We start from the raw sequence: 26,318 nt of genomic DNA, 5'->3' as shown, positions 1-26,318 counted from the left end.
CCACCGCACCGTTATCGCATCAGGAGAACACCATGCAACGCGAATACGACTACATCATCATCGGCGCCGGCTCGGCAGGCAACGTGCTGGCGGCACGCCTGACCGAAGATCCCGGCGTGACCGTGCTGCTGCTCGAAGCCGGCGGGCCGGATTACCGCATGGATTTCCGCACGCAGATGCCGGCAGCACTGGCTTTTCCGTTGCAGGGACGTCGCTACAACTGGGCCTATGAAACCGAGCCGGAACCCTATATGGACAACCGGCGCATGGAATGCGGTCGCGGCAAGGGCCTGGGCGGTTCGTCGCTGATCAACGGCATGTGCTACATCCGCGGCAATGCACTGGACTTCGATCATTGGGCCAAGCGCCCCGGCCTGGAGGACTGGAGCTACCGCGATGTCCTGCCGTACTTCCGCAAGGCAGAGACGCGCGACATCGGCGCCAACGACTATCACGGCGGCGACGGTCCAGTGAGCGTGGCAACGCCGAAGAACGACAACAACGTGTTGTTCCATGCCATGGTCGAGGCAGGCGTACAGGCAGGCTACCCGCGTACCGACGATCTCAATGGCTACCAGCAGGAAGGCTTCGGACCGATGGACCGCACGGTGACGCCACGCGGGCGCCGCGCCAGCACCGCGCGCGGTTACCTGGACATGGCCAAGCCGCGCGATGGCCTGCATATCGTCACCCATGCCACCACCGACCGCATTTTGTTTGCAGGCAAGCGTGCCATCGGCGTGCATTACCTGGTGGGCAACAGCAGCGAAGGAATCGATGCGCATGCACGCCGCGAAGTGCTGGTGTGCGCGGGTGCGATCGCCTCGCCGCAGCTGCTGCAACGCTCCGGCGTAGGCGCACCCGATCTGCTGCGCGCACTCGATGTGCAACTGGTGCACGACCTGCCCGGCGTCGGCCAGAACCTGCAGGACCACCTGGAGGTGTATATCCAGTACGCATGCACCAAGCCGGTGTCCTTGTATCCGGCATTGCAGTGGTGGAACCAGCCTGCGATCGGCGCGGAATGGTTGTTTGCCGGTACCGGCACCGGCGCCAGCAATCAGTTCGAAGCCGGCGGCTTCATCCGCACGCGCGAGGAATTCGACTGGCCCAACATCCAGTACCACTTCCTCCCGGTGGCCATCAATTACAACGGCAGCAATGCCGTCAAGGAGCACGGCTTCCAAGCGCACGTCGGCTCGATGCGCACACCCAGCCGCGGGCGTGTGCACGCCAAATCGCGCGACCCGCGCCAGCATCCTTCGATCCTGTTCAACTACCAATCCACCGACCAGGACTGGCAGGAATTCCGCGACGCGATCCGCATCACCCGCGAGATCATCGCGCAACCGGCGCTAGACCCCTACCGCGGCCGCGAGATCAGCCCCAGTGCGGACTGCAAGACCGATGCGGAGCTGGACGCATTCGTCCGCTCTCGCGCTGAAACCGCCTATCACCCCTCCTGCTCCTGCGCGATGGGCACCGACGACATGGCGGTGGTGGACGGCCAGGGCCGCGTGCACGGCATGGAGGGCCTGCGCGTGATCGACGCCTCGATCATGCCGCGCATCATCACCGGCAACCTCAACGCCACCACCATCATGATTGCCGAGAAAATCGCCGACCGCATGCGCGGTCGCCCCCCATTGCCGCGCAGCACCGCCGATTACTACATCGCTGGCGATGCACCTGTGCGCGGGTGACCTTTTCTCCGGGTCGAGCGTGCGGTGCCCTAACCCTTTTTGCATGTACCGTGAACCCTTCCATGAGCGCGTTGGCGGCGTCCTCGCCGCCAGTGGTCCCGCAAGCAGCCGGGAGAGCGCACAGACAGGCGCATGATTGCTCGGGCATCATGCGCTGATGAAGATCTATCTCGTTGGCGGCGCAGTCCGCGATGCATTGCTTGAGCAGCCGGCTGGCGACCGCGACTGGGTGGTGGTTGGCGCCGATCAGGCGCAGATGGAAGCGCAGGGGTTCAAGCCGGTCGGCAAGGATTTCCCGGTGTTCCTGCACCCGCGCAGTGGCGAGGAATACGCATTGGCGCGTACCGAGCGCAAATCCGGCCGCGGATATCGCGGCTTCGTGGTGGACGCCGACCCATCGGTGACCCTGGAAGAAGACCTGCTACGCCGCGACTTCACCATCAACGCGATCGCGCGCGATGAGGAGACGGGTGAGTTGTTCGACCCGTACAACGGTGCGCGTGATCTGCAGGCGCGCGTCTTGCGGCATGTCGGTCCGGCGTTTGTCGAAGATCCCGTGCGCGTGTTGCGTGCCGCGCGCTTCATGGCGCGGCTGGCACCGCTGGGCTTCACTGTCGCTGCTGAAACTGCGGCATTGATGCGGGACATGGCCGCCAGCGGCGAACTCGATAGCCTGGTGCCGGAGCGCGTGTGGCAGGAGCTGCGGCGCGCATTGAGCTGCGCGCAGCCCTCGGCGTTCCTGCGCACGCTGCACGACACCGATGCGCTGCGGGTCATCCTGCCGGAAGTCGATACGCTGTACGGCGTGCCGCAGCGCGCCGAATTCCATCCGGAGGTCGACACGGGCATTCACCAGGAAATGGTCAGCGATATGGCGGCACGTCTCGCGCCCGGCGATGCGCTGGTGGGCTTTGCCGCACTGACCCACGATCTGGGCAAGGCACTCACACCACCTGAGGAATGGCCGCGCCACGTCATGCACGAACAACGCGGCGTGGCGCCATTGCAGGCGCTGTGCGAGCGGCTCAAGGTGCCGCAGGACTTTCGGCAACTTGCCATCATCGCCTGCCGCGAACACTTGAACGTGCATCGCCTGGCCGAGCTGCGCGACCGCACCCTGCACGAGCTGCTGGTGCGCTGCGATGCGTTTCGCCGCCCGGAGCGTATCGCGCAGCTGGCACTGGTCTGCGAAGCCGACAAGCGTGGCCGTCTGGGCAGTGAAGAAGCCGCGTACCCGCAGGGCGAAGCACTCAAACGGCTACATGCCGCCGCGCTGGCGATCAATGCGCGAAATCTGGCGGCTGAAGGTCTGCAAGGGCCGCAGATCGGCGAGGCACTGACAAAGGCGCGCATTGCCGCGATTGCGGCAGCGCGACGGATCGGTGCATAGCTGCATGTCGCGCACCTGTGTCCAGGTGCGACGCGATGTGGGGACGCGAGCAAGGACGGAATTGCAGCACCCCATGGACCGAAACCTGCCCATTCGAAGTCAGTGATGTATTGGAGATCTGATTTACGCCGTTAAGAGCAGCTAACAAAACTACTGCGCAGCCGCAAGGCGGGCGCGGCCGGTGCTCGGAATCCTCATGTACCACTCGTACACTGCGGTTCCTGTGCGCCGTCCGCACCCGCCTGACGACTGCTCGCGACGTTTTGTTAGCCGCTCTAAACCAAGGCGGCTACACACGAGCAGCCGCCCCGGCCGGGCATCACAGCTTGAAATTCAGGCTCAACATGAAAGAGCGACCGTTCTTGTAGATGTAGTACGGCTGGTTCTTGTTGCCGATGTAGCTGAAATAGGTTTCATCCAGCAGGTTGGTGGCTTCCAGCGCCACGCGCAGCCGCTCGGTGGCCTGGTAGCCGAATGATGCATCTACCTGCGTAAACGCGTCGGTCATCTGCTGCCCGTTGAGCCGGCCAATCTGGGTGAAGTATTCCGAGCGCCACCCCAGGTTTACCCGTGCGCTCCACTTGCCCTGCTCGTAGTACGGGCTGATGTTGTAGGCATTGCGCGAGTTGTACGGCAGGCTGTAGTCGCCGTCGGTGTTGGAATCGGAATAGGTGTAGTTGGCCACCACGCCGAAGCCATTGCCGAAATTGTGCTGCAGATTGAGCGCCACACCGCGCACCGTGGCATCGCCGGCGTTGGTGGGCACGGATGTCTGGTAGGTGCTTGAGCCGCCGGTAGCGTTGTTGAAGAACACACGGTCCTGCACGGTAGTGAGGATGTAGTTGGAGATATCGCGCGAGAAGAATTCGCCACTGAGCAAGCTGCTGTCGGAGAAATACCACTCCAGCGATGCACCGAGATTGGTCGACTCGTATGGACTCAGTCCTGGGTTCCCCGTCGAGGCCGTCAGCGTGGTGTCGTCGGTGGCCACGTACGGCGTCATGTTGGTGTAGCGCGGCCGCGCGATCACTTTGGAGGCGGCAAACCGCAGCATCAGATCGTCGCGCAGGTCGTAGGCAATATTGAACGAAGGCAGCCATTTGCCGTAGCTGCTGAGAAAGTTGACCGGTGTGTAGCCGCCGCCCGGCGCATAGCTGTAGCCATCGGTGGAATCGCGTGAGTGCACATAGCGCACGCCGATGTTGCCGCGATACCGCTCGCCGGAGAAATTGCCTTGCAGGAACCACGCACGGTTCTGCTCCTGGATGCTGTAGTTGCCCGCATAGCTGATGGGCAACCCATCATCGCCTTCCAATTCGCCGATATACCGACCGATCGCACCGCTGTTGATGGTCGACCAGCGTTGCATGTCGGTGCTGGTCGACAGCCCATCCAGATAGCCCGACGGCGTGGTACCCGGCGAGAATGCCGCCAGCGTGCTGCCATCGTTCGGGGTCCAGGTACGGCTATAGGACGATTGCCCGGTGGCGTGATTGGTGAGCTTGATGCCGGTGAGGATCTGCGTGAATGGCCCCCACTCCACCGCATGATCGAAATCCAGCTGCAGATAGCGCTCCTTGTCGTATTGCGGGCTATGGCTGGCCGAGGCGTTGTTGAGCTGCATCGCCGCCGCATTGGTGGGATCGGTGCTGTAGTCCATCGCGGTCCGGCGCCCGTCGATGGCGTAGCTGTAGCCAGCCAGATTGCGGAACTGGATGCCGTAGATACGCTCGGCGCCGCCTTGCGAACTGGTGTAGCCCACCTGGCTGGAGGCGTTCCAACCCTCGCCATGCCAGTCGGTGCGCAAGTGGATGCTGCCGGTGCTGACCTGGCTATTGCGCAGATAGCCGTCGAGATAGGTGTTGGACTGATCGCCAAAGGTACCCGAAGTGGCGATACCGTTTTCGAAGCCCAAGGCCTGCGCATCGCCGGGCGTCGAGCCCCAGTAGCCGTAGCGGCTCTGGTTGTAGTTGTCGAAGCTTTCCTTGACGTACAAACCGGTCAGGTTGAGCTCGAAATCGCTGTCCGGCTTCCATTGCAGCGCCGCGCTGACACCGTCGCGCTTGCGCGTCTGCTGGAATAACGCCGTGTTGATCGACGTCGGAAACACGCCGGTGTTGTTGCCAACCACACCGGGCGGAAACCCGGCGCCCTGCACATTGTCGTAGCCGAAAATTTCCACGCCGTCGCGGCGCAGAACGCGCTGCGAATGCATCACCGAGGCAAGCACGCCCAACGTTTGGTCCTGATTCTTCCAGCTATACAGCGCCGATGCGTTCGGCTTGCCTTCGTCGGAACGATCGTTGTAGCCATAACTCACCGTGCCGGTGAGCGTATTGCGATCCAGATCGAGCGGTTTGCGCGTATGCACGATCACGGTGCCGCCGATGGAGCCTTCGTCGATGCGCGCTTCGGGCGTCTTATAGACCTTCATCAGGCCGACCACTTCCGGTGCCAGCGTGCTGTAGTTGAACGAGCGGCTGTCCGGGTCGTTGGGGTCTCCGCCCCAGCTGGTCGATGCAATGGTCTGACCATTGAGCAGCACGCGATTGAGCGCAGGATCGGTACCGAGGATGCTGACTTTTTCGCCCTCGCCGAATTGCCTGTCCACCGTGATGCCGGACAACCGCGACAGCGATTCGGCAACATTGGTATCGGGAAACTTGCCGATATCCTCGGCGCTGATCGCATCGACGATCGCATCGGCGTTGCGCTTGACGTTGAGCGCCTTGCCCAGGCTGGCCTGGTAACCCACCACCTTGATTTCGTCCAGGGTGGAGACCGAGGGACTGGTTTGTGGTGGTGTCTGTTGTTGCGCGGGTGCGGGCTGCTCCTGCGCAAATGCGGGAAGGCTTGCGATGCAGGCCAGGCTGGCGCCACCCATGAGCAGGCGCCTGACAGCAGCACTCAATGATGAGCGGCGCAGTGGGTTGACGGACGCAGATACCGGAACACAAGGGGATGACGCGAACAGACGGGAAAACAGCATTGCGTGGACCTCATCACTGATGTCGGATGGCAACCGCCTGGTTGCACAACGGCGCGCGACGCGCGTGCCATGCCCGTGATCCGTCCCCTGTGCCGGATACGAACAACTGCCCGCATTGCATGACCACATGCGGGTACACGCCGGACCGCTGGAACAACGGCCGGTTGTCGTCTTCTCAAACGTGGAGCAGACGTTTCTTCGCTGAGAACGTTACCAGCGAAGGTGCCTTCGGTGGGTTGCAGTGTCAACCCGCTGCTGCATACGTCTATTTTTATGCGCTAAACACCGGCTTCCCTGCAGATATCGGGATGACGGCGTGATCGCTGTCTCACTGCCCTTGGCGCCGATGCAGACCACTGCGCCTTGCGGCCTGTTCGCATAAGGCCGCACCACCCGAGTGTTGCGACGCAAAGCGTCTGCGCACGCGAACGGAGACGATGAGAAAACTTTCGCAGCATGGAACGCTGCGCTGTCGTCGGAAAGCCGATCGCCAGCTGCACGCGTGTCGGGTCAGACGACAGCCTGCCCACCGTAGGACTGGTTTCATCGCTGCCGCGGAGCGTGCACGGTGCCAGCGTCCGGCGCAGTTCCCTTGGCCCGGCAACAGCACTTGCACCTTATGTGCTGGCGGCAACGAGCGCATTTGTCAGGTGAGCAAGGCGAAGCATGCGGCATGCGCCGATTCGGTGCATGGGCCGCTGCACGACCCTGTATTTCCCAGATCAAACACAACACGCGCGCCGCATCACGCAATGCGGCGCGCACAATGCGTAGATTGGCCAAGTCATGTTGCCAGTGGCACCTAATCGCGCTGCCCAGCCACCCACGTGCTCAACACCTGCACATCGTCATCCACCAGTACCAGGTCGGCTTGGTAGCCAGGTGCGATGCGTCCCAGGCGTTCGCCCAGGCCAATGCATTGCGCGGGATAGGTGGAGGCCATGCGCGCAGCTTCGGCCAGGTCCACGCCCAGCCAGCGCACGCTGTTGCGCACGGCGGTGGCCATGTCCAATGCAGAGCCGGCCAATGCACCATCGGCATTGCGCACCACGCCGTCCACGGCGGTGATGGTTTCGCCGTAGAGGTCGAAGCTGGCGCTGTCGCTGCCGACCATCGGCATGGCGTCGGTGACCAGCAGCAATTTACCGCGTGGCTTGGCCGCCAGCGCCACGCGCAGGCTGGCCGGATGCACGTGCACGCCGTCGACGATGACGCCGCACCACACGTTAGGGTCTTCCAGCGCTGCGCCGACTGCATTGGGTTCGCGGCCAGCCAGCTGGGACATCGCGTTGTACACGTGCGTGAAGCCGCTGACGCCGGCGGCAATGCCCTCGCACGCCTGCTCGTAGGTGGCCGCAGTGTGGCCGGCGAACACGATCGCGCCACCGGCAACGAAGGCACGGATATCGTCCAGCGGCACGCGTTCGGGTGCGAGCGTGATCAGGGTGACGCCGTTGTCCAATGAGGTATCGACGGCAATCTCGTGCGCGTCCGGCACGCGGAATTTGCCTGCGTCGTGCGTGCCCTTGCGCGCAGGACTCAGGTACGGGCCCTCCAGATGGATGCCGAGCACTCCGGGCACGCCTTGTGCGATGGCCTGGCGCGTGGCATCGATCGCTTCGGCCATCACCTGCGCGGTATCGCTGATCAAGGTCGGCAGCATGCCGGTGGTACCGAAGCGGCGATGTGCGGCCGCAATGGTGGCCAGCGCCTGCGGGTAGCGTGCGTTGTTGAACAACACGCCGCCGCCGCCGTTGACCTGGATGTCGATAAAGCCCGGCAACAAGGTGGCGCCGCCCAGATCCACGCGCGTGTGCGCCTGCGCAACGCGCGCATCGTCGGCCGGCACGATCGCCTGGATCTGCGTGCCAGCCAGTACCACGACCAGGCCGTCCTGCAATCCGTTGTCGGTGAGCACGCGTGCATTACACAGTGCCTGAGTCGCGAGAGCGTGCATGATCAGACGGTTTCCGTGACCTTGTTCAGATGCGGCGGAAGATCGGGATTGTTGCCGCGCTGCAGCGCCAGCGCATTGATCGCGCGATAGAAGCTCTGCACGGTCAGCAGCGGCGCGCAAGCCGGATGCGCGGCCTCTGCCAGCGGCAGATCGCCACCGGGCGCGGCCAGCCACACTTGCGCGCCACGCGCGCGGAATTCTTCGGCCAGTGCGCGGGTGCCGGCACCGGTTTCGTCGGGCTGTGCGAAGACCAGCACCGGGAAGCCCGGCCCCACCAGGGCCATCGGGCCGTGCTTGACCTCGGCCGAACTGTAGGCTTCGGCGTGCAGGCCGCAGGTTTCCTTGAACTTCAATGCTGCTTCCTGCGCTGCGCCCAGGCCCAGGCCGCGGCCGAGCACGAACAGGTTGTGCGCAGGCACCAGGCCGGCGGTGAGCGCCGACCAATCGGCCTGCCACGCGCTGCGCAACTGTTGCGGCAATGCGTCGAGCGCGACAAGCAGGGCCGGGTCGTTTTTCCACACCGCGCCCAGATGCAGGACCGCGGCCAGCGAGGCAAGATAACTCTTGGTGGCGGCCACACTCTTTTCCGGGCCTGCGCCCAGCGGAATCACCACCTCTGCCAGTTGCGCCAACGGCGAATCTTCCACGTTGACCAGCGCGACCACGCGCGCGCCGGCCGCCTTGGCCGCTTCGGCATTGCGCAGCAGATCCGGGCTCTTGCCCGATTGCGAAATCACGATGTACAGCGCGCCACGCAGCTGCAGCGGCGCTGCATAGACCGAGCCCACCGATGGCGACGCAGATGCGGTGACGATGCCGAGCTGGGTTTCGAACAGGTACTTGGCATAGGTGGCCGCATGATCGGAGCTACCGCGCGCGCAGGTCACCACGAACGGCGGCGGCGTCTGGCGCAGCGACTGCGCGAGCGCGGCGATGGTGTCGGCATTACGCGCGAACTGTGCAGCAACCACATCGGCGGTCTGCGCCGCTTCGCGGAACATCAAGGTCTCGCTTTCGGAGGGAAGGCTCATCGTGGCTCAGGCAGATTCAGGAGGAAGGGGTTTGCCGGTGGACGCGGGCGCCGGCGCGGTGGAGCCGCGCACCACCAACTGCGGCACGAAACCACGGCTCTGCAATTGCGCCGGTTGGTCGTCGTAGGCGTCGCTGCGCAGCTGGCTGATCAACAAGCGTGCGGCATGCCGCGCGATGTCATCGGTGGCCTGCTTGGCGGTGGTCAATGCCGGCCACGACTGGCGCGAGAACGGGCTGTCTTCGAAGCCGGCGATCGACAATTGATACGGCACGTTCATGCCGGTGGACTTGGCTGCGGCCAGCACGCCTGCAGCGATCTCGTCGTTGCTGCCGAAAATGGCGGTGGGCGGTTCGCGCAGCGACAACAGCCGGCGTGCGCCGCGGAAGCCATCGTCGAAGGTGTAGTCGCCGGGAATCACCAGGTGCTTGTCCAGGCTGATGCCGTAATCCTTCAATGCCGCTTCATAGCCGGCGTAACGCTCGCCGCTGGAGCGATGTTGCGGGCCGCCCCACAGGAAGCCGATGCGTTGATGGCCGAGCTGGATCAGGTGCTCGGTGATTTCATAGGCGGCATCGCGGTCGTCGATGTACACGCACGGGCCGTCGCCGGGGTCGTCGGTGGAGGCGATGATGCGCACGCTCTTGATGCCGCGAGCAGCCAGACCGGCCAGCAATTCCGGGCGTTCGGACATCGGCGCGGTCAACACCACCCCGGCCAGGCGCGAGCGCTGCACCCATTCGGCCAGTTCTTCGGCCAGCAACGGCGAGGTGGAATCGCAGGGATGAATCTGCAGGCCAAAGCCGGTTTCCCGGCACGCGGCCAGCACGCCGTTCTGGATGCCGATGATGTGGTACGGGTTGGGGTTGTCGTACACCAGGCCGATCACGAACGGCGTGCCGCTGCGCAGATTACGCGCGGACGGGTCGGGTTCGTAATCCAGGTCGGCGATGGCGCGCAGCACGCGCGCGCGCGTGGCCTGCATCACCGACGGCTCGTTGTTGATCACCCGCGACACGGTCTTCAACGAGACCTTGGCGCGTTCGGCGACATCTTTGATGGTGGGCCTGCGCATGGAGGTACCTTGTCCGTCGGAACGCATCATGCCGCCGCGATCACTTGGCCTGGGCCGGCAGGCCCACGCGATGACCGCGCAGCGAATAGAACAGAATGTACAGATAGCACGGCACCATCAGCGCAGCGAACACGACCTGGAAGTCGTAATGCTGCTTGAGGATGGCGAACAGCTGCGGAATGATCGCGCCGCCGGCGATGCCCATCACCAGCAGTGCCGAGCCGATTTCGGTGAACCGGCCCAGTCCGCGAATGGCCAGCGGAAAGATCGCCGGCCACATCATGGCGTTGGCAAAGCCAAGCGCGGCGACGAAGCCCACCGACACGTAGTTGTGGGTGAACAAGGCACCGAGCGAGAACAGCACGCCCAGCACCGCCGACACGCTCAGGTAACGCGCCTGCGAGATCACGCGCGGAATCAGTACCAGGCCGGCGATGTAGCCCAGCAACATCGCGCCCAATGTGTAGGAGGTGAAGATCTTGGTGCTGTCCAACGGGAGATTGAAGCCGTGCCCGTAGGTGCCGATGGCATCGCCGGCCATCACTTCCACGCCCACATAGACGAACAGGCACAGCACGCCCAGCCACAGGTGCGGGAACTGGAAGATGCTGGATTTCTGCACGCCACCGGTCGCGCCCGGCGTGGCGTTGGCCTCGGAGGGCTTGAGCTCGGGCAATGGCGAGAACAGCACGCCGATGGCCAGCAGCAGCAGGACGCCGGACATCACCAGATATGGCGCGTGAATCTTGGCGGCGAAGGCGGTGAGCAAGGCTTCCTTGGTCGCCGCATCGGCGCTGGCCACCTGAGCGGACAGGTCGCCGATACCGTGCAGCACCAGCGAGCCGATCAGGATCGGCGCCAGGATGCCGGCGATCTTGTTGCAGATGCCCATCAAGGCAATGCGGCGCGCGGCACTTTCGATCGGCCCGAGAATGCTGATGTACGGGTTGATCGCCGTCTGCAGCAAGGCCAGGCCGCTGCCGATGACAAACAAGCCGCCGAGTGCGCCCGGATACCAGCGCTGCGTGGCGAACTGGCCGAAGCCTGCTGCGCCCACGGCCATCACCACCAGGCTCAGCGCCAGGCCTTTCTTCATGCCGGTGCGTTTGAGAATCCACGACGAGGGCAAGGCCAGAAAGAAGTACGACAGGTAGAACACCATCAGCACCAGGAACGCATTGACCTCGTTGAGGTCGAACGCCAGCCGCACGAAGGTGATCAGCGGCCCGTTGATCCAGGTAAAAAAGCCGATGATGAAAAACAGCACGCCGACGATGGCGATCGAGACAACGGGATTTGCGGGCCTGGCAGTAGTCATGGATCGGCTGGCTCTGAAGTTGTCGTGGGGGAGGCCGTTGGCGTCAGCGGCGCAGTTCGGCGACGAAATCGTAGAAATCGTTATGGCAATAGGTGTCGGTCAATTCGATCGCGCTGCCGTCGCGGGCGTAGCCCACGCGCACCACGTGCAGGATCGCCTCGCCGGTTTTCATGCGCAGATGCTCGGCCAGCCGCGCGGGCAGATTGATGGCGCGGAAGTACTGCAGCGCGCGCACCACCGGCGTGCCCTGGGCATCGAGATAGCTGTAGAGCGAATCGCCGATCTGCTGCGGGTCGGTGACGATGCGCTGCGGCAACACCGCGTGCTCATAGGCCATCACGCGGTCGTCGGCGCTGCGCAGACGCGTCAGCGAGGCCACCGCCGCATCCGGCGACAAGCCCAGCCGCAGGATTTCTTCGCCATGCGCCGGGCGCAGCCGCCGTTCCAGCCAGCGCGTCCCGGGTTCATAGCCCTTGATGCGCAGCGTCTCGCTGAAACTGGTCAGGCCGCTGAGCTGATGCTGGATCTGGGTGGTGACAAAGGTGCCGGCGCCCTGCCGGCGCGAGACCAGGCCTTGTTCGACCAGCACATCCACCGCCTGGCGCAGGGTTACCCGCGAGATCTGCAGGCGTTCGCACAGCTGGCGCTCGGCCGGCAGCGCCTCGCCGGCCTTCCACTGCCCGCCACGGATGGCGTCGCTGAGCTTGGCGGCCAATTGCAGATACAGCGGCGTCGGCGCGGAAGCCTCCAGCGCCAGCGCATCCATCCTGGGGTCGTCGTCCGTCCTGGCATTGGTTCTCGGTTTGGCCACTGCCTGTCCTCCGGACCGACTTGGATTTGTTAGGTCCAATATAGTACCAATTTGCCCCGCGCGCATCAGACCGCGTGCAATCGCGAAAGCGCCGGATCGGCGACGCATCCGGCCGCGGCAGACCGGCTGCACTCCTTCGGCCGCCAAAGTGCAGGCGTGCCGGAGCTGCTATGCAGGTTGCGTGCGCGCTGACGTGCCGTAACCACTCGCCACCGCACCATGACGACAGGTTTGTCGGCGGATGCCCCGGCGTGTCGCTTAATCGGCCGCAATGGATGCGCCAGCGGTGCCGCGCGCACGTGCATGGTGCAGAAAACCGGCACTACGGCGCGCAGCCAGCCACATCGCCACTAGCGCAATTGACCGTGGTCGTTGCGCACCATCCCGCGCTCCGGCGTGGCGGCGAAGCCCAGCAATTGCAGGCCGACGCCCAACACCGCGTCCTGCGCCGGATCGACACGCGACTGTAGCTGCCAGCGTCCGTCGGGCCACAGTTGCAGCTGTGCTTCGGCCTGCACGCCAGCGGGCAATGCGGTGTCGGGCAGCAAGGTCAGCACGGCGGTGTGATCCACGCACGCCGGCTGCCCGGACAAGCGCAGCGGCGGCAGACCGGGCAGCTCGCCCGCACCGCTTGCCAGCACTTGCAGGCTGACCCGCCCATGCGCCTGCACGCAACCGGTGGCATCGAAGAGCAGATCCACCTGCTGCAGCTGCAACGCCAGATCGATCAGCGCCACGCCACCGGGCTGGCGCACCAGCAATTGGCCCCGTGCATTGCGTATGCCGCGTTGCGCCCCATCCACCAACAGCAGGTGCAGCTGTGTGGACTGCAACTGCACCTGGCGTTCGCCACGCACCAGCGACCAGAGCCGCGGCCGCACCGCCACATCGCCGAAGGCGATGCCTTGCCATTGCACCTGCCGCAACGTGCCGGCCCAGATCGGGCCCTCCACATCCAGCACCGAGAACGGCAGTCCCTCGCGCGGCAGCACCAGGCGCAACGGGACAAATGCCAGCAGGGCGACCCCCACCATCGACACCAAGAGCAAGGCCCAGCGCATGCGTGTCACGGTTCCGATTCCGCAAACCCGCAGCGTACGCGGAGTTGGCCCTGCTCGCGTGCCACGTGCAGTTGGGTCGGCGCCAGGCCGTGCGCCTGTCGCAACCGCTCAAGCCAGCCGAACAGCGTGGCGGCACTGACGGCCTCGATCTGCACCTCCACCCCGCCTGCGGCGCTGCGCTGTTGGGAGGTGATGTTGACGCCGGCATCGCGTGCGCTGCTTGCGATGATCTTGGCCAAGGCCGCTGGTCCCGGTGCGGCGGTGCGTCTGGTCGATGCCGCCTGTGCAGATGCATCGAGCACCAGCTGCGCAGCGTGGGCATAGCGCGCCCAAGCCCGGTCATGCCAGTGCCGCAATGGCATGTAAAGTGCATACCAGCCCACGAATGCCGCCAGTGCGGCGCACATCACACCCAGCATGCGCCGCTCACGCGGCGCCCGTGTCTGCCACCAGTACGTGCCGCGTTGCACAGATGTCTTCATCGCAATGGCTCCAGCGCCAACGGTGTCCGCATGCGACCGTCTTCGACCTGGCTGCTGCCCGGATCCACGTGCCAGCCGGCATCCGCAAGCCGCGCCGAGAGCTGCTGCAGGCTGGCGTCATCGGTGTGCAGCAAGGTCGCGCGCAACGGCTGTGCGGCGTTGTAGTCCAGCTGATCCAGTTCTGCCGCTGGAAGGGTATCGACTGCGCCGAACAAGGTGCTCAGTTGCATCGCCAGGCGATCGGCCGCCGTGCCGGCCTGCCAACGCGCCTGCAATGCGGCCGGTACCGCCGCTGCATCGCGCACACCCAACTGCGTGGCGGCGCGCGCCTGCAGTACACGCGCACCGATCTCGTAGCGCAAGGTCTGCGCCAGCAACAGCATCCCCGGCGATAGCAGCACCAATGCGGCCAACACCGCCAGACGGCGCGAAGCGCGCCGTTGCTCAGCAGCGGCCTTGTTCGCGAACGGGTGCTGCAGGAGATCGATCGGCACGTGGGCAGCATTGCGCGCAAAGCAGGCAATGGACTGCGTCGGGTCGGGCACCGGCGGCACGGCCGGCACACGATCGCCCAACAGCAGACGCGCCGCCTCTGGCTCCAGGCTGCAGGCCAGCTGTGCGCCGCGGATCAGCCATCGGCCGTCCCAGTGCATCACTGCGGCCGTCGCATCGGCACCGGGCTCCAGCAGCAGGCAATCCGGCACCACCGCATCGGGAACGAAGCCCAGTTGCGTCGCGCGCGCCAGCCAGTGCTGCATCACCACGCTGTCCACTGCGGCGACCAGGCGCGTGCCATCGGCCTCAGCGCCAGCGGCGATCACCACATGCAAGGCCTGCGCGTCGACAGCCAGATGCTCGGCCAATTGCAGGCGCGCAGCGGCCCGCGATTGCGCAATGCTGCGGCCAGGCAAACTCAACCAGCGCAGATGGACATCCACACCCGGCACCACCAGGAGGTTGCGCGCGGAGGGCCCAGGCGGCGTGGCGGCCTGACCCATCGATTGCACTTGCCCCTGCGCATCCACACGCATTGCAGTGGCTTGGACGGCTGCATCGGCTGGCAGCAACAACAACGTCGTGGTCATTGGTCAGAACTCCATTGGCGCGCGACCAGTCGGACCCGGCCGGCCGTTTCCTGTTGCAGCAACGCTTCCAGCATGACCTGCGCGCCGGCATGGTCGACCTGGCTGTAGAGAGAGAAGTAGCGGGTGCGTAGTTCGAGCTGTTCCAATACCGCATTGGACAGCTCGGCCTGCATCAGCGCCGGCTGGCTGAGAAACATCCTGACATCGCGCCATCCTCCAGCCGGCCGTGCAGCGATGACGCGTCGCGCGGCCGGCAGCTCCAGCGCTCCTCCGGTCAACGCCACCAGCACCGGTGCATCGTCCAGGCGCAGCGTGTTGATATTGATCGGCGACAAGCGCCCCTCCGGCAATGCGCAGACATACGGCTGCAGTTGCGCGATCAATTGCGGCGTGTAACCGGCGATGGCGCGCAGTTCGCTGACGCCTGCCAGCAAGGTTGCACCGGTACGCCGCGGCGCGGCGACCTGCAGGTAGCGCTCGTCTTCGGCGCCGTGCACGCCCGGCTGTGTGTCGGAGTCGATCCAGTCCACCAATGCGTCGGTCAGCGCATATGCCTGTTGCGGGGCGATGCCCAACACCTGGAGCAATGCGCGATATTGGCGTGCTCCCTCATCGCTACGCTGCCATTGTTCGGGCGCACCAACGACCACGCTGTTGAGATTGAAGCAGCCGCCGCGATCGCGCAGGCGCACGCTCACCGCACCGTCGTCCAGCGGAAAGCGGACCGGCTGGTCGTTCCAGCCGCCGTCCAGCGTGGTGCGCAGCGGATCCCGCTGGGACAGCGCCTGCAAGCGCTGCCGCGCAACGGCCTCGCTGCCCAGGGCGTACCACTGCGCCTGCGTCATCGCCTGGCCATTGCCGCTGCGACGCAGACCAAAGCGCAGGTCTTCCAGCACGGCCGCCATCAGCAAGGTCATCACGGCAACCAGCAGCAATACCGTGAGCAAGGCCACGCCGCGTTGCCTGGCAGGTACGTGCAGTGCCATCACGTGCGCCCTTCCGGCAACAGGAACAGTTGGCGCACGCGCCCCCAGTGCTCCAGGTCCAGCTCCAGTGCGACCGCGTCCGGCAATGCTTCAAGCCCGCCGCTCCAGCCATCGCTCCACTGCGCCCGGTAATGGAATGCCACCGCCGCCGAACGCACGCCGCGCAACAGTACCTGCGGCGTGCCAGCTGCCGCGCCGTCGAGCGCAGAGCGTGCGCTGCGCTCCAGCCGCCCATCCACGACGCGGTATTCCACGTATTGCAGCGACGCACGCGGTGCCTGGTCCGGATTGCTCCAGCCACGTCGCACAAACCCGAACAATGGCCCGTACGTTCCGGGCGCACTGGCGACAAATGCACTGCGTGCGGCGCTGCCCTCGCTGTTGCGGGTGCGGCGCACGGCCGCCTGCTGCAGGTCGCTGCGCAGCAGGCCATGGGCCAGTTGAAAGTCGCGAATCTGTTGCAGCCGCGCGCGCACGGCATCGCGCTGGTCGATGCTCTGCCGCATCACCACCACCGCAGCTGCGGCCACCAACGCGAACACCGCCAGGGCCACCAGCAATTCGATCAAGGTGAAGCCGCGCGTGCGTTGCTTGCCGATCATTCGGCGCTCCGCAAGATATTCAGACCGGCAACTTCCTGCGCCTGGCCTGCAGGGCGCACGCGCACCTCGATTTGCACCAAACCTGCCGCGCCGGCCGGCATCGACTGGCGCTGCCACTCCCAGCTGCGCCCGCCGAGCACCACCTGCCCGTTCGCTGGTGCGCGGATCGCGGCAGCTGGCGCCAGCGTCGCCTCGATCGCCTGATTTTCCGCCACCACCGCGGCTAACGCGCGCTCCTCCAGCACCACGGCGGTGCGGGTACTCTCGCTGGAAAGGTTCAACAGGCCGATCACCGCCATGCCGAAGATCGCCAGCGCGACGATCAGTTCGAGCAGCGAAAATCCACTTGATGCGCGTGCGTTAGCGAGATGGCGCATCGACCTGCACCACGCCTGCGGCATCTACCACGACCTGCATCTGTTGCCGGCCATCGCCCAACGCGATGCGCTGCGGTGTGGCCGCACCGGTGGGGTCGAAGCGCACACTTACGTGTCTGCTGTCGGCAGGCAGCTGCGCCTGGATGCCCTGCGGCCAGCGGACCGCGGCAAATGGCGCCTGATCCAAGGCAACCCACTGCTGCTGGGCCTGACGACGGAAACCATAGCCGCCGGCATCGATGCTGACCTCCACCATGCGCAAACTCATGATCGCCTCGTCGCGTGCATGCATCAGCGCGCTGGCCAGGGTGTCGGTATGATCGTGCAGATCGCGCCGCGTATCCGGCAAGGTCATCACCGCCAACGTGCTAGCCAGCGCGGCAATGACCAACACGGCAAGCACCTCAAGCAAGGTGAAGCCACGCGCGCATCGGTTCGCCACGCGCATCGGCATGCGCGATGAACACGGCCTTGGAGGGCCCAGCATTGCAGACACGGCCGTCACTCAGCGCCAGTTGCCGATATCGGCATTGTCGGCATCGCCACCTTCGGCACCGTCTGCGCCAAACGAGTACACGTCAAAGCCGCCATGGCGGCCGGGGCGCCGGTATTGGTATGCATGGCCCCATGGGTCTTCCGGCAACCGGCGGATGTAACCGCCCTGCCGATAGCGCTCCGGCCGCGTCAATCCGACCGGCGGGTTGAGCAAGGCTTGCAGCCCTTGTTCGGTGCTTGGGTAGCTGAGGTTGTCCAGGCGATAGGTTTCCAGCGCCTGCTCCAATACCGCCACGTCGGCGCGGGCTTTTTCCACCATCGCGCGATCCTGGCTGGGCATCACATTGATCATCACCACCGTGGCGAGCAGGCCGATGATGACGATGACCACCATCAGTTCGACCAGGGTGAAACCACGGCTGCGTCGATGTGCCGTCAGCGAGCCAAGGCGTGCACGTGGATGGATGGACTGCATGACGATCTCCATGGATAAGCGGACGCGCTCAACCAAGCGCGAGGGTGTTGAATTGCAAGATGGGCAGCAGGATCGACAACACGATCACCGCCACCACGCCGCCGAGCAGCACGATGATGGCCGGCTCCAACAGGCTCATCGCGGCGGCGGTGAAGGTCTCGAATTCGCGCTCCAGGTAGTCAGCGGCACGCTCCAGCATCGGCGCCAGGCGTCCGCTGTTTTCGCCGCTGGAGGCCATGTACAGCAGCGTTGGCGGAAACACCCCCGCGCGCTTCATGGCCGCGGCCAGGCTGCCGCCTTCGCGGATCGCGGTGACCATGCCGTCGGTGGCCAGGCGTAACGCGCGGTTGTCCACGGTGCGTGCGGCAATCATCAGCCCCTCCATCAACGGCAAGCCGCTGTTGACCATGATGGCCAGGGTGCGCGCCATGCGCGCGGCGTGCAGATCGCGGAGCAACCGGCCCAGCAGTGGCGCACGCAGTAACGCGCGGTCCGCCGTCAGGCGCAGTGCCGGGCGTTTGAGCAGCTGCAACGCCGCAACCACCGCAATCACCAGCGCGATCAGCAGCGGGATACCGGCATGCAGCAGAAAATGCGACACGCCGATCACCGCGCGTGTCAGCCACGGCAGGGCACGGCCCATCGAATCGAACTGGTCCACCACCTTGGGCACCACGAAGGTCATCAGCACGATCACCACCGCACCGGCCGTCGCTGCCAGCGCCGCCGGATAGACCAATGCAGACTGCAACTTGCTGCGCACCTGTGCCTGGCGTTCGAGCAGATCGGCCAGTCGTTCCAGCACCTGCGGCAACGCACCCGCGCTTTCGCCGGCGGCCACCATCGCCCGATACAACGCAGGGAACGCCTTGCCCTGGCGTGCCATCGCATCGGACAGGCGGAATCCTTCGACCACCAATGCATGCGTCTGGCTGGTGACCCGACGCACGCCGCGGCGTTCGGACTGGGTGCCGATGGTGCGCAAGGCCTCTTCCAGCGGCGCGGTCTCCACCAGCGTGGCAAGCTGGCGGGTGAACAGCACCAGATCCTTGCCGCTGAAGCGCGCTGCGCGGCCGGCCGTGCTGCCGGCCGCGGCCGCAACTTCCAGGCGCACCGGCACCCATTGCCGCTGTTCCAGCAGCGCACGTGCGCCGTGCACGCTGTCGGCACTGATGACGCCGTGCCGGTTGCGCCCATGCAGATCGAGCACGGTGTAATCAAATTGCGGCATGCGCGTCGTCCTGTTGGCGGGTCACACGCAGCGCGTCTTCCAGCGTAGTCAGGCCTTGCAGCACGGCAGCGCGTGCGGCATCGCCCAGCCGCGGCGCGCGTGCGAAGGCCACAGCAGCCAGCGCGTCTTCGTCGGCGTTGTCGCCGATCAAACGGCGCATCGCATCGTCTACCGCAATCGCCTCGTAGATGCCTACGCGGCCGGCGTAGCCGCTGTGGTGGCAAGCGTTGCAGCCCACGGCGGTGTAGATCACTGCATCGGCCGGCGCATCCAGCAGTTGACGCGTGCCGGTATCGATCGAACGCTCGCTACGGCATTGCGGGCACAAGCGCCGCACCAGCCGCTGCGCCAGGATCAGTCGCAGACTGGAAGCCAGCAAGAACGGCTCGATCCCCATATCGCCCAACCGCGTGACCGCGCCCACCGCATCGTTGGTGTGCACGGTGGAGAGCACCAGATGGCCGGTGAGGCTGGCCTGCACCGCAATCTGCGCGGTCTCGGTATCGCGGATCTCGCCGATCATCACTACGTCCGGGTCCTGGCGCAGGATCGCGCGCAGGCCGGCGGCGAAGGTCATGCCGACACGTGCGTTGACCTGGGTCTGGCCGACGCCATCGATGGCGTATTCCACCGGATCTTCCACGGTGAGGATGTTGCGCGAGCCATCGTTGAGCAGGCGCAGCGCCGCGTACAAGGTCGTGGTCTTGCCCGAACCGGTGGGCCCGGTGACCAGCACGATGCCATTGGGCACCTGCAATGCGCGCTGCACGGTGTGCATCACCGCAGGTGGCATGCCCAGCTGCGCCAGCGACAGCGTGCCCTGCTCCTTATCCAGGATACGCAACACCACCCGCTCGCTGCCGCGCGTGGGCAACGTGGACACACGCACATCCAGTGCCTTGGCCCCCATCACCAGCGACACGCGCCCATCCTGCGGGATGCGTTTTTCGGCGATATCCAGCCGCGCCATCACCTTGACGCGCGACACCAGCAGCGGTGCGATGCGTCCGGGCAGCGTGGCTGCCTCGCGCATCACGCCATCCACGCGCAGGCGCACGCGCAGGCGCGACTCGTAGGATTCCAAATGCACGTCGGATGCACCCAGCCGCGCGGCCTCGGCGATGATGCCGTTGATCAAACGAATGATCGGCGCATCGTCCTGGCTGTCGAGCAGATCGGCGGTGGGGATGTCGTCGATCAACGAATCCAGGCTGCCATGCAGATCCAGCGCTTCCACCTGCACACCTTGCTCCAGCCCGGCATCGGCGTAGATCTCCGATACATGCCGGTCGAACACCGACGGCGCCAGCGTGCGCACCTGCAATGGCATGCCCAACGCGCGGCGCAACTCGATCAGGGCCTGCACATCGCCACCTTCGCGCAAACCGATCTGCGCGGTGGTGTCGCTGCCAAGCAGCACTACGCCGTGACGCTTGGCGAATGCATAGGAAATGCTGGCGCGGGCGCTGCTCATGGCATCAACGCTGCACGGGACGTGCGCCGGGCGCAGGTGGTGTTGCCGGTGCCGGCGCAACCGACGATGGACCGGCCGGCAGCTGCGGCGGCTGCGCACGCAAGTAGTCGCGCACCAGCGCATCCAGCGCCGCTTCCGGATCGCCATCGGCCAGCTGGCGCTCGCGCAGGTAGTTATAGCGTGGCGCGGTCATGCGCTGGGCATCGGCTGCATCGCGAATGATGGTAGGGCGAATGAACACCATCAGATTGGTCTTGTCGCGGTTGCGCGACTTGTGCCGGAACAACGCGCCCAGGCCGGGTACATCGCCAAGTAGCGGCACCTTCTCCACGGTCTGGCGGTCGTTCTGATCGAGCAGGCCGCCAAGTGCCACGATGGCACCGTTCTCCACCACCACGCGCGTTTCGATCTGGCGCTTGTTGAACACCAGCTCCGAGGATTGCGCGCTGACCGGCCCGGCAATGGCCGAGACTTCCTGCTTGATCGCCAGCGTGATGCCGCCGGCCGTGTTGATCTGCGGGCGCACTTCCAGCTCCACGCCCACGTCCTGGCGCTGGATGGTGCGGAATGGGTTGTCGTTGGCCGCACCGAGCACTTCGCCGGTGGTGATCGGCACTTCCTGGCCTACCAGGATGCGCGCCTGCTCGTTGTCCAGGGTCATGATCGAGGGCGTGGACAACAGGTTGGAGCCGGTGTCGCTCTTGACCGCGTCGATGATCATGCCGAACACCGCGTCGTTGCTTTGCCCGGCCAGGCCGATCAGGCCACCGCTCAGGCCCAGCAGCGATTGCGCAGCCACGTTGCGTGCCTGTTCCAGCACCGAATCGTCGTCGGCATTGCCGCTGCGCGTGCCAGCCGCCGCCGCAGCCAGCGGCACGATGCCTGGCGAGGCGCCGCCGTATTGCGTGGCGATCAGCGGCACCGTGCCATTGCGGCCAGCCAGCAGCAGCTGCACGCCCAGGCGCTTGGCAGCGGTGTCTGAGATCTCCACCACGATCGCTTCGACCAATACCTGCTCGCGATGCACATCCAGCTGCCGGATCACATCCATCAGAGCGCGCTGGGTTTCCGGATCGGCATTGATGATCAATGCATTGGAGCCCGGGTAGCGCACGATCACCGGGCGCTTGCCTGCTGCCGGCGCGATCACCTGCGTCTGCGCCGCGCCGCTCGCCGCAGCCACGTCCAGCGCAGTGGAACGTGTGTCCTGCCCGGCCTGCGCCTCGTTGCCGGGCGTCTGCCCGACCAGCTGCTGCAGCACCGGCAGCAATTGCTCGGCACTGGCGTGCTGCAGGCGCACCACGCTGACGTCGCCGCGGCGCTCGGCGCGCCCGTCCAGATCGACTGCGGTGCGTACCACGCGCTGCACCAGTGCCGGGTCGCCACGCACGATCAAGGAATTGCTGCTTTCCACCGGTAACACCGACAACACATTGCTGCGCTCGCCGCCTTGCCCGAACAGCGAGGTCAGGGTGCGCGCCAGTTCCTGCGCCGAGCTGTTGCGCAGCGTCACCGTGTCGATGGCCGCACGGTCGGTGTCGATCTGCGCCACCAACGTGCGAATGCGTCGCAGGTTGTCGGCGTAGTCGGCAATCAACAGGCTGTTGCCTTGCGGCATCGCCATGATCACACCACCGCGCCCGATCAGCGGCTTGAGGATTTCTGCCGCGCTGCGTGCGTCCACGCGCTGCAGGGTGAAGACCTGCGTTGCAAATCCCAGGTTGCCGTTGGCGGCGCTACCCGGCTGCTGCGCGGCGGTGTCGTCGGGAATGATGCGATAGGTCGATGGCCCACTGGACACCGCAATCAATCCATTGGCGCGCAACACGGCCAGCAGCATGCCCAGCAGATCGGCTTCGGACATCGCCTGCGCGCGCGCCACGTTGACCGAGCCCTGCACGCGCGTGTCCACGATGAAGGTAATGCCGGTGGCACGCGAGACGTCCTGGATGAAAGCGCGCAGGTCCACGTCCTGCAGGCGCACGGCCGGTGCATCGGCGGCATGCAACGCAGTCATCGGCACCGCGGGCAGCGCGAGCAACAACGTGGCCGAGAGCAGCCAGAGCGGGCGAACAGCAGTCATTGCGGGCGCTTCAAGGTCATGGTGTGGGTCTGGCCGTCGCGGCGGTAGGTCAGCGTGGCGCTCTGGCCATCGCGCAATTCGTCCTGCAGCTCGCGCAGATGTTCTGCATCGAGCGTGCGGCCGTTGATCTGGGTCAGCACATCGCCCGGCGCCAGACCGGCCTGACGCAGCAGTGCGCCATCGCCGCGCGGCATGATGGTGAAACCGCCACCATCGGCGCTGGCGCGCAAGCCGGCACTGGCGAGCAGCTGCTGCGCATCGACGGCGGTGGCTGCGCTCGCGCCTGCTGCCGTGGTGACATTCGATTGCACGGCTGCCGGAGCAACGGTCGGCGCGGTTGCGCTCGTTGCTGCAGGCCGGAGCGATGCACCCGCAGCAGATGCCTCGCCCAATGCAATGCGACGCACACTGGCGCCAGCGCGCAGCAGCACTTGATCGGCCGCGATCGCCTGCACCACCACGCCGGGCGCAACCGTGTCGCCGACGCGGTAGACGCCTTGCCGGCCATCGCTACCGCTGAGATAGGCGGCCGCCTGGGTGCCGCCAGCACGCACGCCATGCAGCACCATGCCATCGCGATTGGTGTCGGAGGCGCTGCGATGGAACACATCGCGACGCAATGCGGACACGTCGAGAGTAGTGACGCGACCGCGCTGCGCAGTGCCCAACGGCCCGATCGGCGTGAGCACCAGCCACAACAGGCGCACACCTTGCAGCACCAGCAACGCAACCACGCAACACGCCACCGCCGTGCGAACGCCTGGCGCCAGCAACAAGGAATTCAACGAGGGCCAGGCGCGCTGCAAAGCGGACATCCGTCTCAGGATTTCGATTGGATGACAGAATGCGGCTGCAATGTGTCAGTTCGAAGAAACCGATGACACAGACCGACACACGGCGCCATACGACTAAACGCAAACGCCCGCCATGCAACGCACAGCGGGCGCTTGCGACACTGGCAGCTGCACCTCAGATCAGAAGCGCGCTGTCACACTGATGTCATAGCTGATGCCAGGCTGGTAGGTGTACAGGTCCACCCGGTTGCTCCCTACCTTCTGGTACTCCTGGTACTTGGTCTTGAGCAGGTTACGCGCGGCAAAATTCACCGACACCGTCTCGCCGGACCACGTCAGGCCCTGCTTGATCACCAGATCCAGCGAGGTGCCCGGCTTGTCGATGTAATCCGGCTGCCCGGGGCGACCACGCGCGGACACCCGCTTGCCCACGTAGTTGGCGATCAACGTCGCCTGGCTGAGCGTGCGCTCGCTTTCCACCCCGATCTGCAGGTTGGCGATGTCATCGGACTGGCCTTGCAATGCCGAACCATCGCGGATGAACAAGGTCGCCTGCACCGGTGCGCTGAAGCCGAACGGCTGCACCGTATCGCCATCGCTGGCACTAACCTCGGACGTGGTTCGGGTGTAATTGCCGGACACGAACATGCGTTTGTCGCCCCACCAGTCGGCAGCGATCGGCAACTCCAGATACTTCTTGGCCTCCAGCTCCACGCCGTACAGCGTCGCCTTGGGCGCATTGATGAAGCTCTGCACGATGCCGCCGCCGGGGGCGTCGTTGACGATGGCTTCGATCGGCTTGTCGATGTTCTTGTAGAACGCGCCGACGGTGACGTATTGGCCCGGTTCGAAGAACCATTCGTAGCGTGCGTCCAGATTGACCAGCTCGCTGTCGACCAAAAACGGGTTGCCGAAGAACTGGCGGTCGATGTCCGGGTCCAGATACTGCTGTGGCGCCATTTCGCGAAACTGCGGGCGTGCGATGGTCTTGGAAGCGCCAAAGCGCAGCTGCTGGTTCTCGGCAAAATTCCAGGTGACCGTGGCCGACGGCAGCGCATAGCTGTTGTGCAACGGTGCCACACCGTCCTGGCGCGTGCCGCTGAAGATGTCGTACGGATGCACCGCCTGGGTGGCGTCTTCGTAACGCACGCCCGCCGTGGCGCGCAGCGTCGGCATGATCTCGCCCTCTGCCTGCAGATACGCCGCCTTGACCTTCAAGTTCGCGTCGTAGGCAGCCGCACCGAAACTACCGGTGGTTTCGCGCAGACGCAGCAGATCGTTGCTGAGGTTGTAATCGGAGAACAGATAATCCACGCGCTGGTACTGGTTCAGGAACGGCAGCGGCCCGTCCAGCGCCAGGAAACGGAATTCGCGGCTCCACGCGCTGCGGTCGTTGTCCAGATAGGCCAGCCCGCCCTTGACGGTGAGGTCGTGCTCCATCGGCAAGCGCCAGGTGACATCCACGCCACCGCTGGCCACCTTGTCGTCGACCTTGCTGAAACGCGTGTAGTTCTGCACGCGTGAGGCATCGTGCGCCCAGTAGCCGTCCAGCCGCTCGTAACGAATCCCGGTTTCGTAAGGCACATCGCGGCTGGCGTTGGCCACTGCAGCGCGCCATTCGATCTTCAGGTCGTCGTATTCGCCGAAGGCGTGCGTGCCGCGTAGTTGGTTGTTGATCAACTGCCGCGCGTACCACTCGGTGTTGTCGTCGCGCACGTCGAAACCTGCCAGTTCGTCGCGACCGGCGCGGCTGCGCGCCACCTTCAAGGTGTCGTGCACGTAGAGCGTGGTCCAGCCGATGGTATGCCGGCCATATTCCCACCCTAGCCCCAGCATGCCGTTGCTGCGCACGTTGTTGCGGGTGGTGGCGAAGTCGTAGTTGGAATTGAACTCGACGCTGTCGCCGACAAAGATGCCGTCCTGCTGCTTGCCGGTGCGCGTGCGCCATTCGTTGTCGTAGCTGGCCACCGCGATGATGCCCAGCTTGGCCTCGCCCACATCCATGCTGTAGCCGGCGCTGCCGCCGACATTGACGTCCGGAGCGATGCTGTCCTTTTCCTGCAGCACATACAGGTTGGCATCGTTCAAGCTGCGCCCGATGCGACGGATGTCCTCGCGCGAAAAGCTGCCCAGATCGACTCGGCGGCCGGTCCTGATCGCATCGCGCAAGGCGGTAGGCTGCTTGCGGATGCCATCATCAAAACCCCACTCGTCATCGTCGGAGCCGTAATAGGTCAGGCCTTTTTCGCCGGTGCTGACGCTGTTGGCCCCACCACCCACGGTCAACGACAGGAACGGCGTGTCGGGGATTTCCATCGATTGCAGATCGATCACGCCGCCGCCGAATTCGCCCGGATAATCGGCCGAATAGGTCTTTTGCACGGTCACGCTGGCCAGCACATCGCTGGGGAACAGATCCAGCGGCACCACGCGCTGCATCGGCTCTGGGCTGGGCAGTGGCGAACCATTGAACAACGCAGACGAATAGCGCTCGCCCAGACCGCGCACATACACATACTTGCCGCGCGACAGGCTCAGCCCGGTGACACGCGTCAGCGCCACCGCGGCGCTGCTGTCGCCGGTGCGCTCCATGTCTTCGCGCGTCACGAACGAGGCCACTTCGGAGGTTTGCAGCATCGGCTCGGGAATGTAGTCGCCACGCACCACGACCTGGTCGAGTTGCTTGGGCACACTGGTACTGGCCGCGCTGGACGTACTGCTGCCGGCGTCGGCGTCGCTGGTGGTCGACTGCGCCATGGCGGCGCCGGACATCAGCAAGGTGGAAATGGAAAGAGACAGGCCCGTCCGCGAGAGACGGGCAACAGCAGAGGTTCGCATCGTGGGAGCCCTGGCAACAGAAAGATGAAGCTGGACGCATCGCACGGCGACCGATGGCCGCC

21 protein-coding genes and 1 other RNA gene are annotated in these 26,318 nt (G+C 65.2%); 3 read left to right on the top strand and 19 right to left on the bottom strand.

The features are described from left to right. Positions 1 to 32 precede the first annotated feature (32 nt). From betA to ACCQ15_RS03695, 3 genes are all read left to right on the top strand, one after another. A complete protein-coding gene (betA, locus tag ACCQ15_RS03705) occupies positions 33 to 1,703 on the top strand; it encodes a choline dehydrogenase (protein WP_209261679.1) in 1,671 nt (556 codons plus the stop codon). A 157-nt stretch (positions 1,704 to 1,860) separates the two neighbouring features. Continuing rightward, positions 1,861 to 3,093, top strand: coding sequence for a multifunctional CCA addition/repair protein (locus tag ACCQ15_RS03700; protein ID WP_372381232.1), 1,233 nt, complete (start codon positions 1,861 to 1,863; stop codon positions 3,091 to 3,093). Between the two features lie 196 nt (positions 3,094 to 3,289). Continuing rightward, positions 3,290 to 3,365: non-coding RNA, sX9 sRNA (locus tag ACCQ15_RS03695), on the top strand. Between the two features lie 47 nt (positions 3,366 to 3,412). Here the strand turns inward: ACCQ15_RS03695 and ACCQ15_RS03690 are convergent. The 19 genes from ACCQ15_RS03690 to ACCQ15_RS03600 form a co-directional block, all read right to left on the bottom strand. Continuing rightward, positions 3,413 to 6,082: a TonB-dependent receptor gene (locus ACCQ15_RS03690; RefSeq protein ID WP_372381231.1), complete on the bottom strand. Its 2,670-nt coding sequence runs from the start codon at positions 6,080 to 6,082 to the stop codon at positions 3,413 to 3,415. A gap of 802 nt (positions 6,083 to 6,884) precedes the next feature. After that, positions 6,885 to 8,039: an N-acetylglucosamine-6-phosphate deacetylase gene (nagA, locus tag ACCQ15_RS03685; RefSeq protein WP_372381230.1), complete on the bottom strand. Its 1,155-nt coding sequence runs from the start codon at positions 8,037 to 8,039 to the stop codon at positions 6,885 to 6,887. A 2-nt stretch (positions 8,040 to 8,041) separates the two neighbouring features. Further along, positions 8,042 to 9,070 carry an SIS domain-containing protein gene (locus ACCQ15_RS03680; RefSeq protein WP_218540264.1) on the bottom strand — a complete coding sequence of 343 codons (1,029 nt, stop codon included), beginning with the start codon at positions 9,068 to 9,070 and terminating at the stop codon, positions 8,042 to 8,044. A 6-nt stretch (positions 9,071 to 9,076) separates the two neighbouring features. Next, positions 9,077 to 10,144, bottom strand: a complete 1,068-nt coding sequence (locus tag ACCQ15_RS03675) for a LacI family DNA-binding transcriptional regulator (protein ID WP_003482633.1) — start codon at positions 10,142 to 10,144, stop codon at positions 9,077 to 9,079. Positions 10,145 to 10,184: 40 nt separating this feature from the next. Next, positions 10,185 to 11,462, bottom strand: coding sequence for a sugar MFS transporter (locus ACCQ15_RS03670; protein WP_008576740.1), 1,278 nt, complete (start codon positions 11,460 to 11,462; stop codon positions 10,185 to 10,187). A gap of 43 nt (positions 11,463 to 11,505) precedes the next feature. Then, entirely contained in the window at positions 11,506 to 12,228 is a 723-nt protein-coding gene (locus ACCQ15_RS03665; RefSeq protein WP_008576739.1) for a GntR family transcriptional regulator, read from the bottom strand. 395 nt (positions 12,229 to 12,623) lie between these two features. Further along, on the bottom strand, positions 12,624 to 13,334 hold the full coding sequence (gene gspN, locus ACCQ15_RS03660; protein WP_372381536.1) for a type II secretion system protein N: 711 nt from the start codon (positions 13,332 to 13,334) through the stop codon (positions 12,624 to 12,626). Positions 13,335 to 13,339: 5 nt separating this feature from the next. Then, positions 13,340 to 13,816 carry a type II secretion system protein M gene (locus tag ACCQ15_RS03655; RefSeq protein WP_277572431.1) on the bottom strand — a complete coding sequence of 159 codons (477 nt, stop codon included), beginning with the start codon at positions 13,814 to 13,816 and terminating at the stop codon, positions 13,340 to 13,342. Continuing rightward, positions 13,813 to 14,901: a type II secretion system protein GspL gene (gspL, locus tag ACCQ15_RS03650; protein WP_372381229.1), complete on the bottom strand. Its 1,089-nt coding sequence runs from the start codon at positions 14,899 to 14,901 to the stop codon at positions 13,813 to 13,815. Before gspL ends, ACCQ15_RS03655 begins: the two co-directional genes overlap by 4 nt. Further along, complete coding sequence (gene gspK, locus ACCQ15_RS03645) at positions 14,898 to 15,887, bottom strand: type II secretion system minor pseudopilin GspK (RefSeq protein WP_338334736.1); 990 nt, start codon at positions 15,885 to 15,887, stop codon at positions 14,898 to 14,900. The genes gspL and gspK overlap by 4 nt, the downstream gene beginning before the upstream one ends. Further along, positions 15,887 to 16,489, bottom strand: coding sequence for a type II secretion system minor pseudopilin GspJ (gene gspJ / locus ACCQ15_RS03640; RefSeq protein ID WP_008576733.1), 603 nt, complete (start codon positions 16,487 to 16,489; stop codon positions 15,887 to 15,889). The genes gspK and gspJ overlap by 1 nt, the downstream gene beginning before the upstream one ends. Beyond that, a complete protein-coding gene (gene gspI, locus ACCQ15_RS03635) occupies positions 16,486 to 16,866 on the bottom strand; it encodes a type II secretion system minor pseudopilin GspI (protein WP_122273287.1) in 381 nt (126 codons plus the stop codon). The genes gspJ and gspI overlap by 4 nt, the downstream gene beginning before the upstream one ends. Further along, positions 16,850 to 17,314, bottom strand: coding sequence for a GspH/FimT family pseudopilin (locus ACCQ15_RS03630; RefSeq protein WP_122273585.1), 465 nt, complete (start codon positions 17,312 to 17,314; stop codon positions 16,850 to 16,852). Before ACCQ15_RS03630 ends, gspI begins: the two co-directional genes overlap by 17 nt. Positions 17,315 to 17,371: 57 nt before the next feature. After that, a complete protein-coding gene (gene gspG, locus ACCQ15_RS03625) occupies positions 17,372 to 17,836 on the bottom strand; it encodes a type II secretion system major pseudopilin GspG (protein ID WP_014089352.1) in 465 nt (154 codons plus the stop codon). 28 nt (positions 17,837 to 17,864) lie between these two features. Continuing rightward, positions 17,865 to 19,067 carry a type II secretion system inner membrane protein GspF gene (gene gspF / locus ACCQ15_RS03620; protein ID WP_046932238.1) on the bottom strand — a complete coding sequence of 401 codons (1,203 nt, stop codon included), beginning with the start codon at positions 19,065 to 19,067 and terminating at the stop codon, positions 17,865 to 17,867. Then, positions 19,054 to 20,541, bottom strand: a complete 1,488-nt coding sequence (gspE, locus tag ACCQ15_RS03615) for a type II secretion system ATPase GspE (RefSeq protein WP_496561802.1) — start codon at positions 20,539 to 20,541, stop codon at positions 19,054 to 19,056. Before gspE ends, gspF begins: the two co-directional genes overlap by 14 nt. A gap of 4 nt (positions 20,542 to 20,545) precedes the next feature. Next, positions 20,546 to 22,624 (bottom strand): type II secretion system secretin GspD, encoded by a 2,079-nt coding sequence (gene gspD, locus ACCQ15_RS03610; RefSeq protein ID WP_122273290.1) that lies wholly within the window; start codon positions 22,622 to 22,624, stop codon positions 20,546 to 20,548. Continuing rightward, a complete protein-coding gene (locus tag ACCQ15_RS03605; protein ID WP_008572136.1) occupies positions 22,621 to 23,439 on the bottom strand; it encodes a type II secretion system protein N in 819 nt (272 codons plus the stop codon). The genes gspD and ACCQ15_RS03605 overlap by 4 nt, the downstream gene beginning before the upstream one ends. A 159-nt stretch (positions 23,440 to 23,598) precedes the next feature. Then, the gene (locus ACCQ15_RS03600) at positions 23,599 to 26,256 is read right to left on the bottom strand and encodes a TonB-dependent receptor domain-containing protein (protein WP_122273292.1); all 2,658 of its coding nucleotides are present in this window, start codon (positions 26,254 to 26,256) and stop codon (positions 23,599 to 23,601) included. Positions 26,257 to 26,318 lie beyond the last annotated feature (62 nt).

The organism is Xanthomonas sp. NCPPB 1754, from assembly GCF_041475725.2.
In the GTDB taxonomy this organism is placed as follows: domain Bacteria; phylum Pseudomonadota; class Gammaproteobacteria; order Xanthomonadales; family Xanthomonadaceae; genus Xanthomonas; species Xanthomonas euvesicatoria.
Note: the sequence above shows the minus strand (reverse complement) of the source record. Positions and strands in the feature narration are given on the sequence as shown.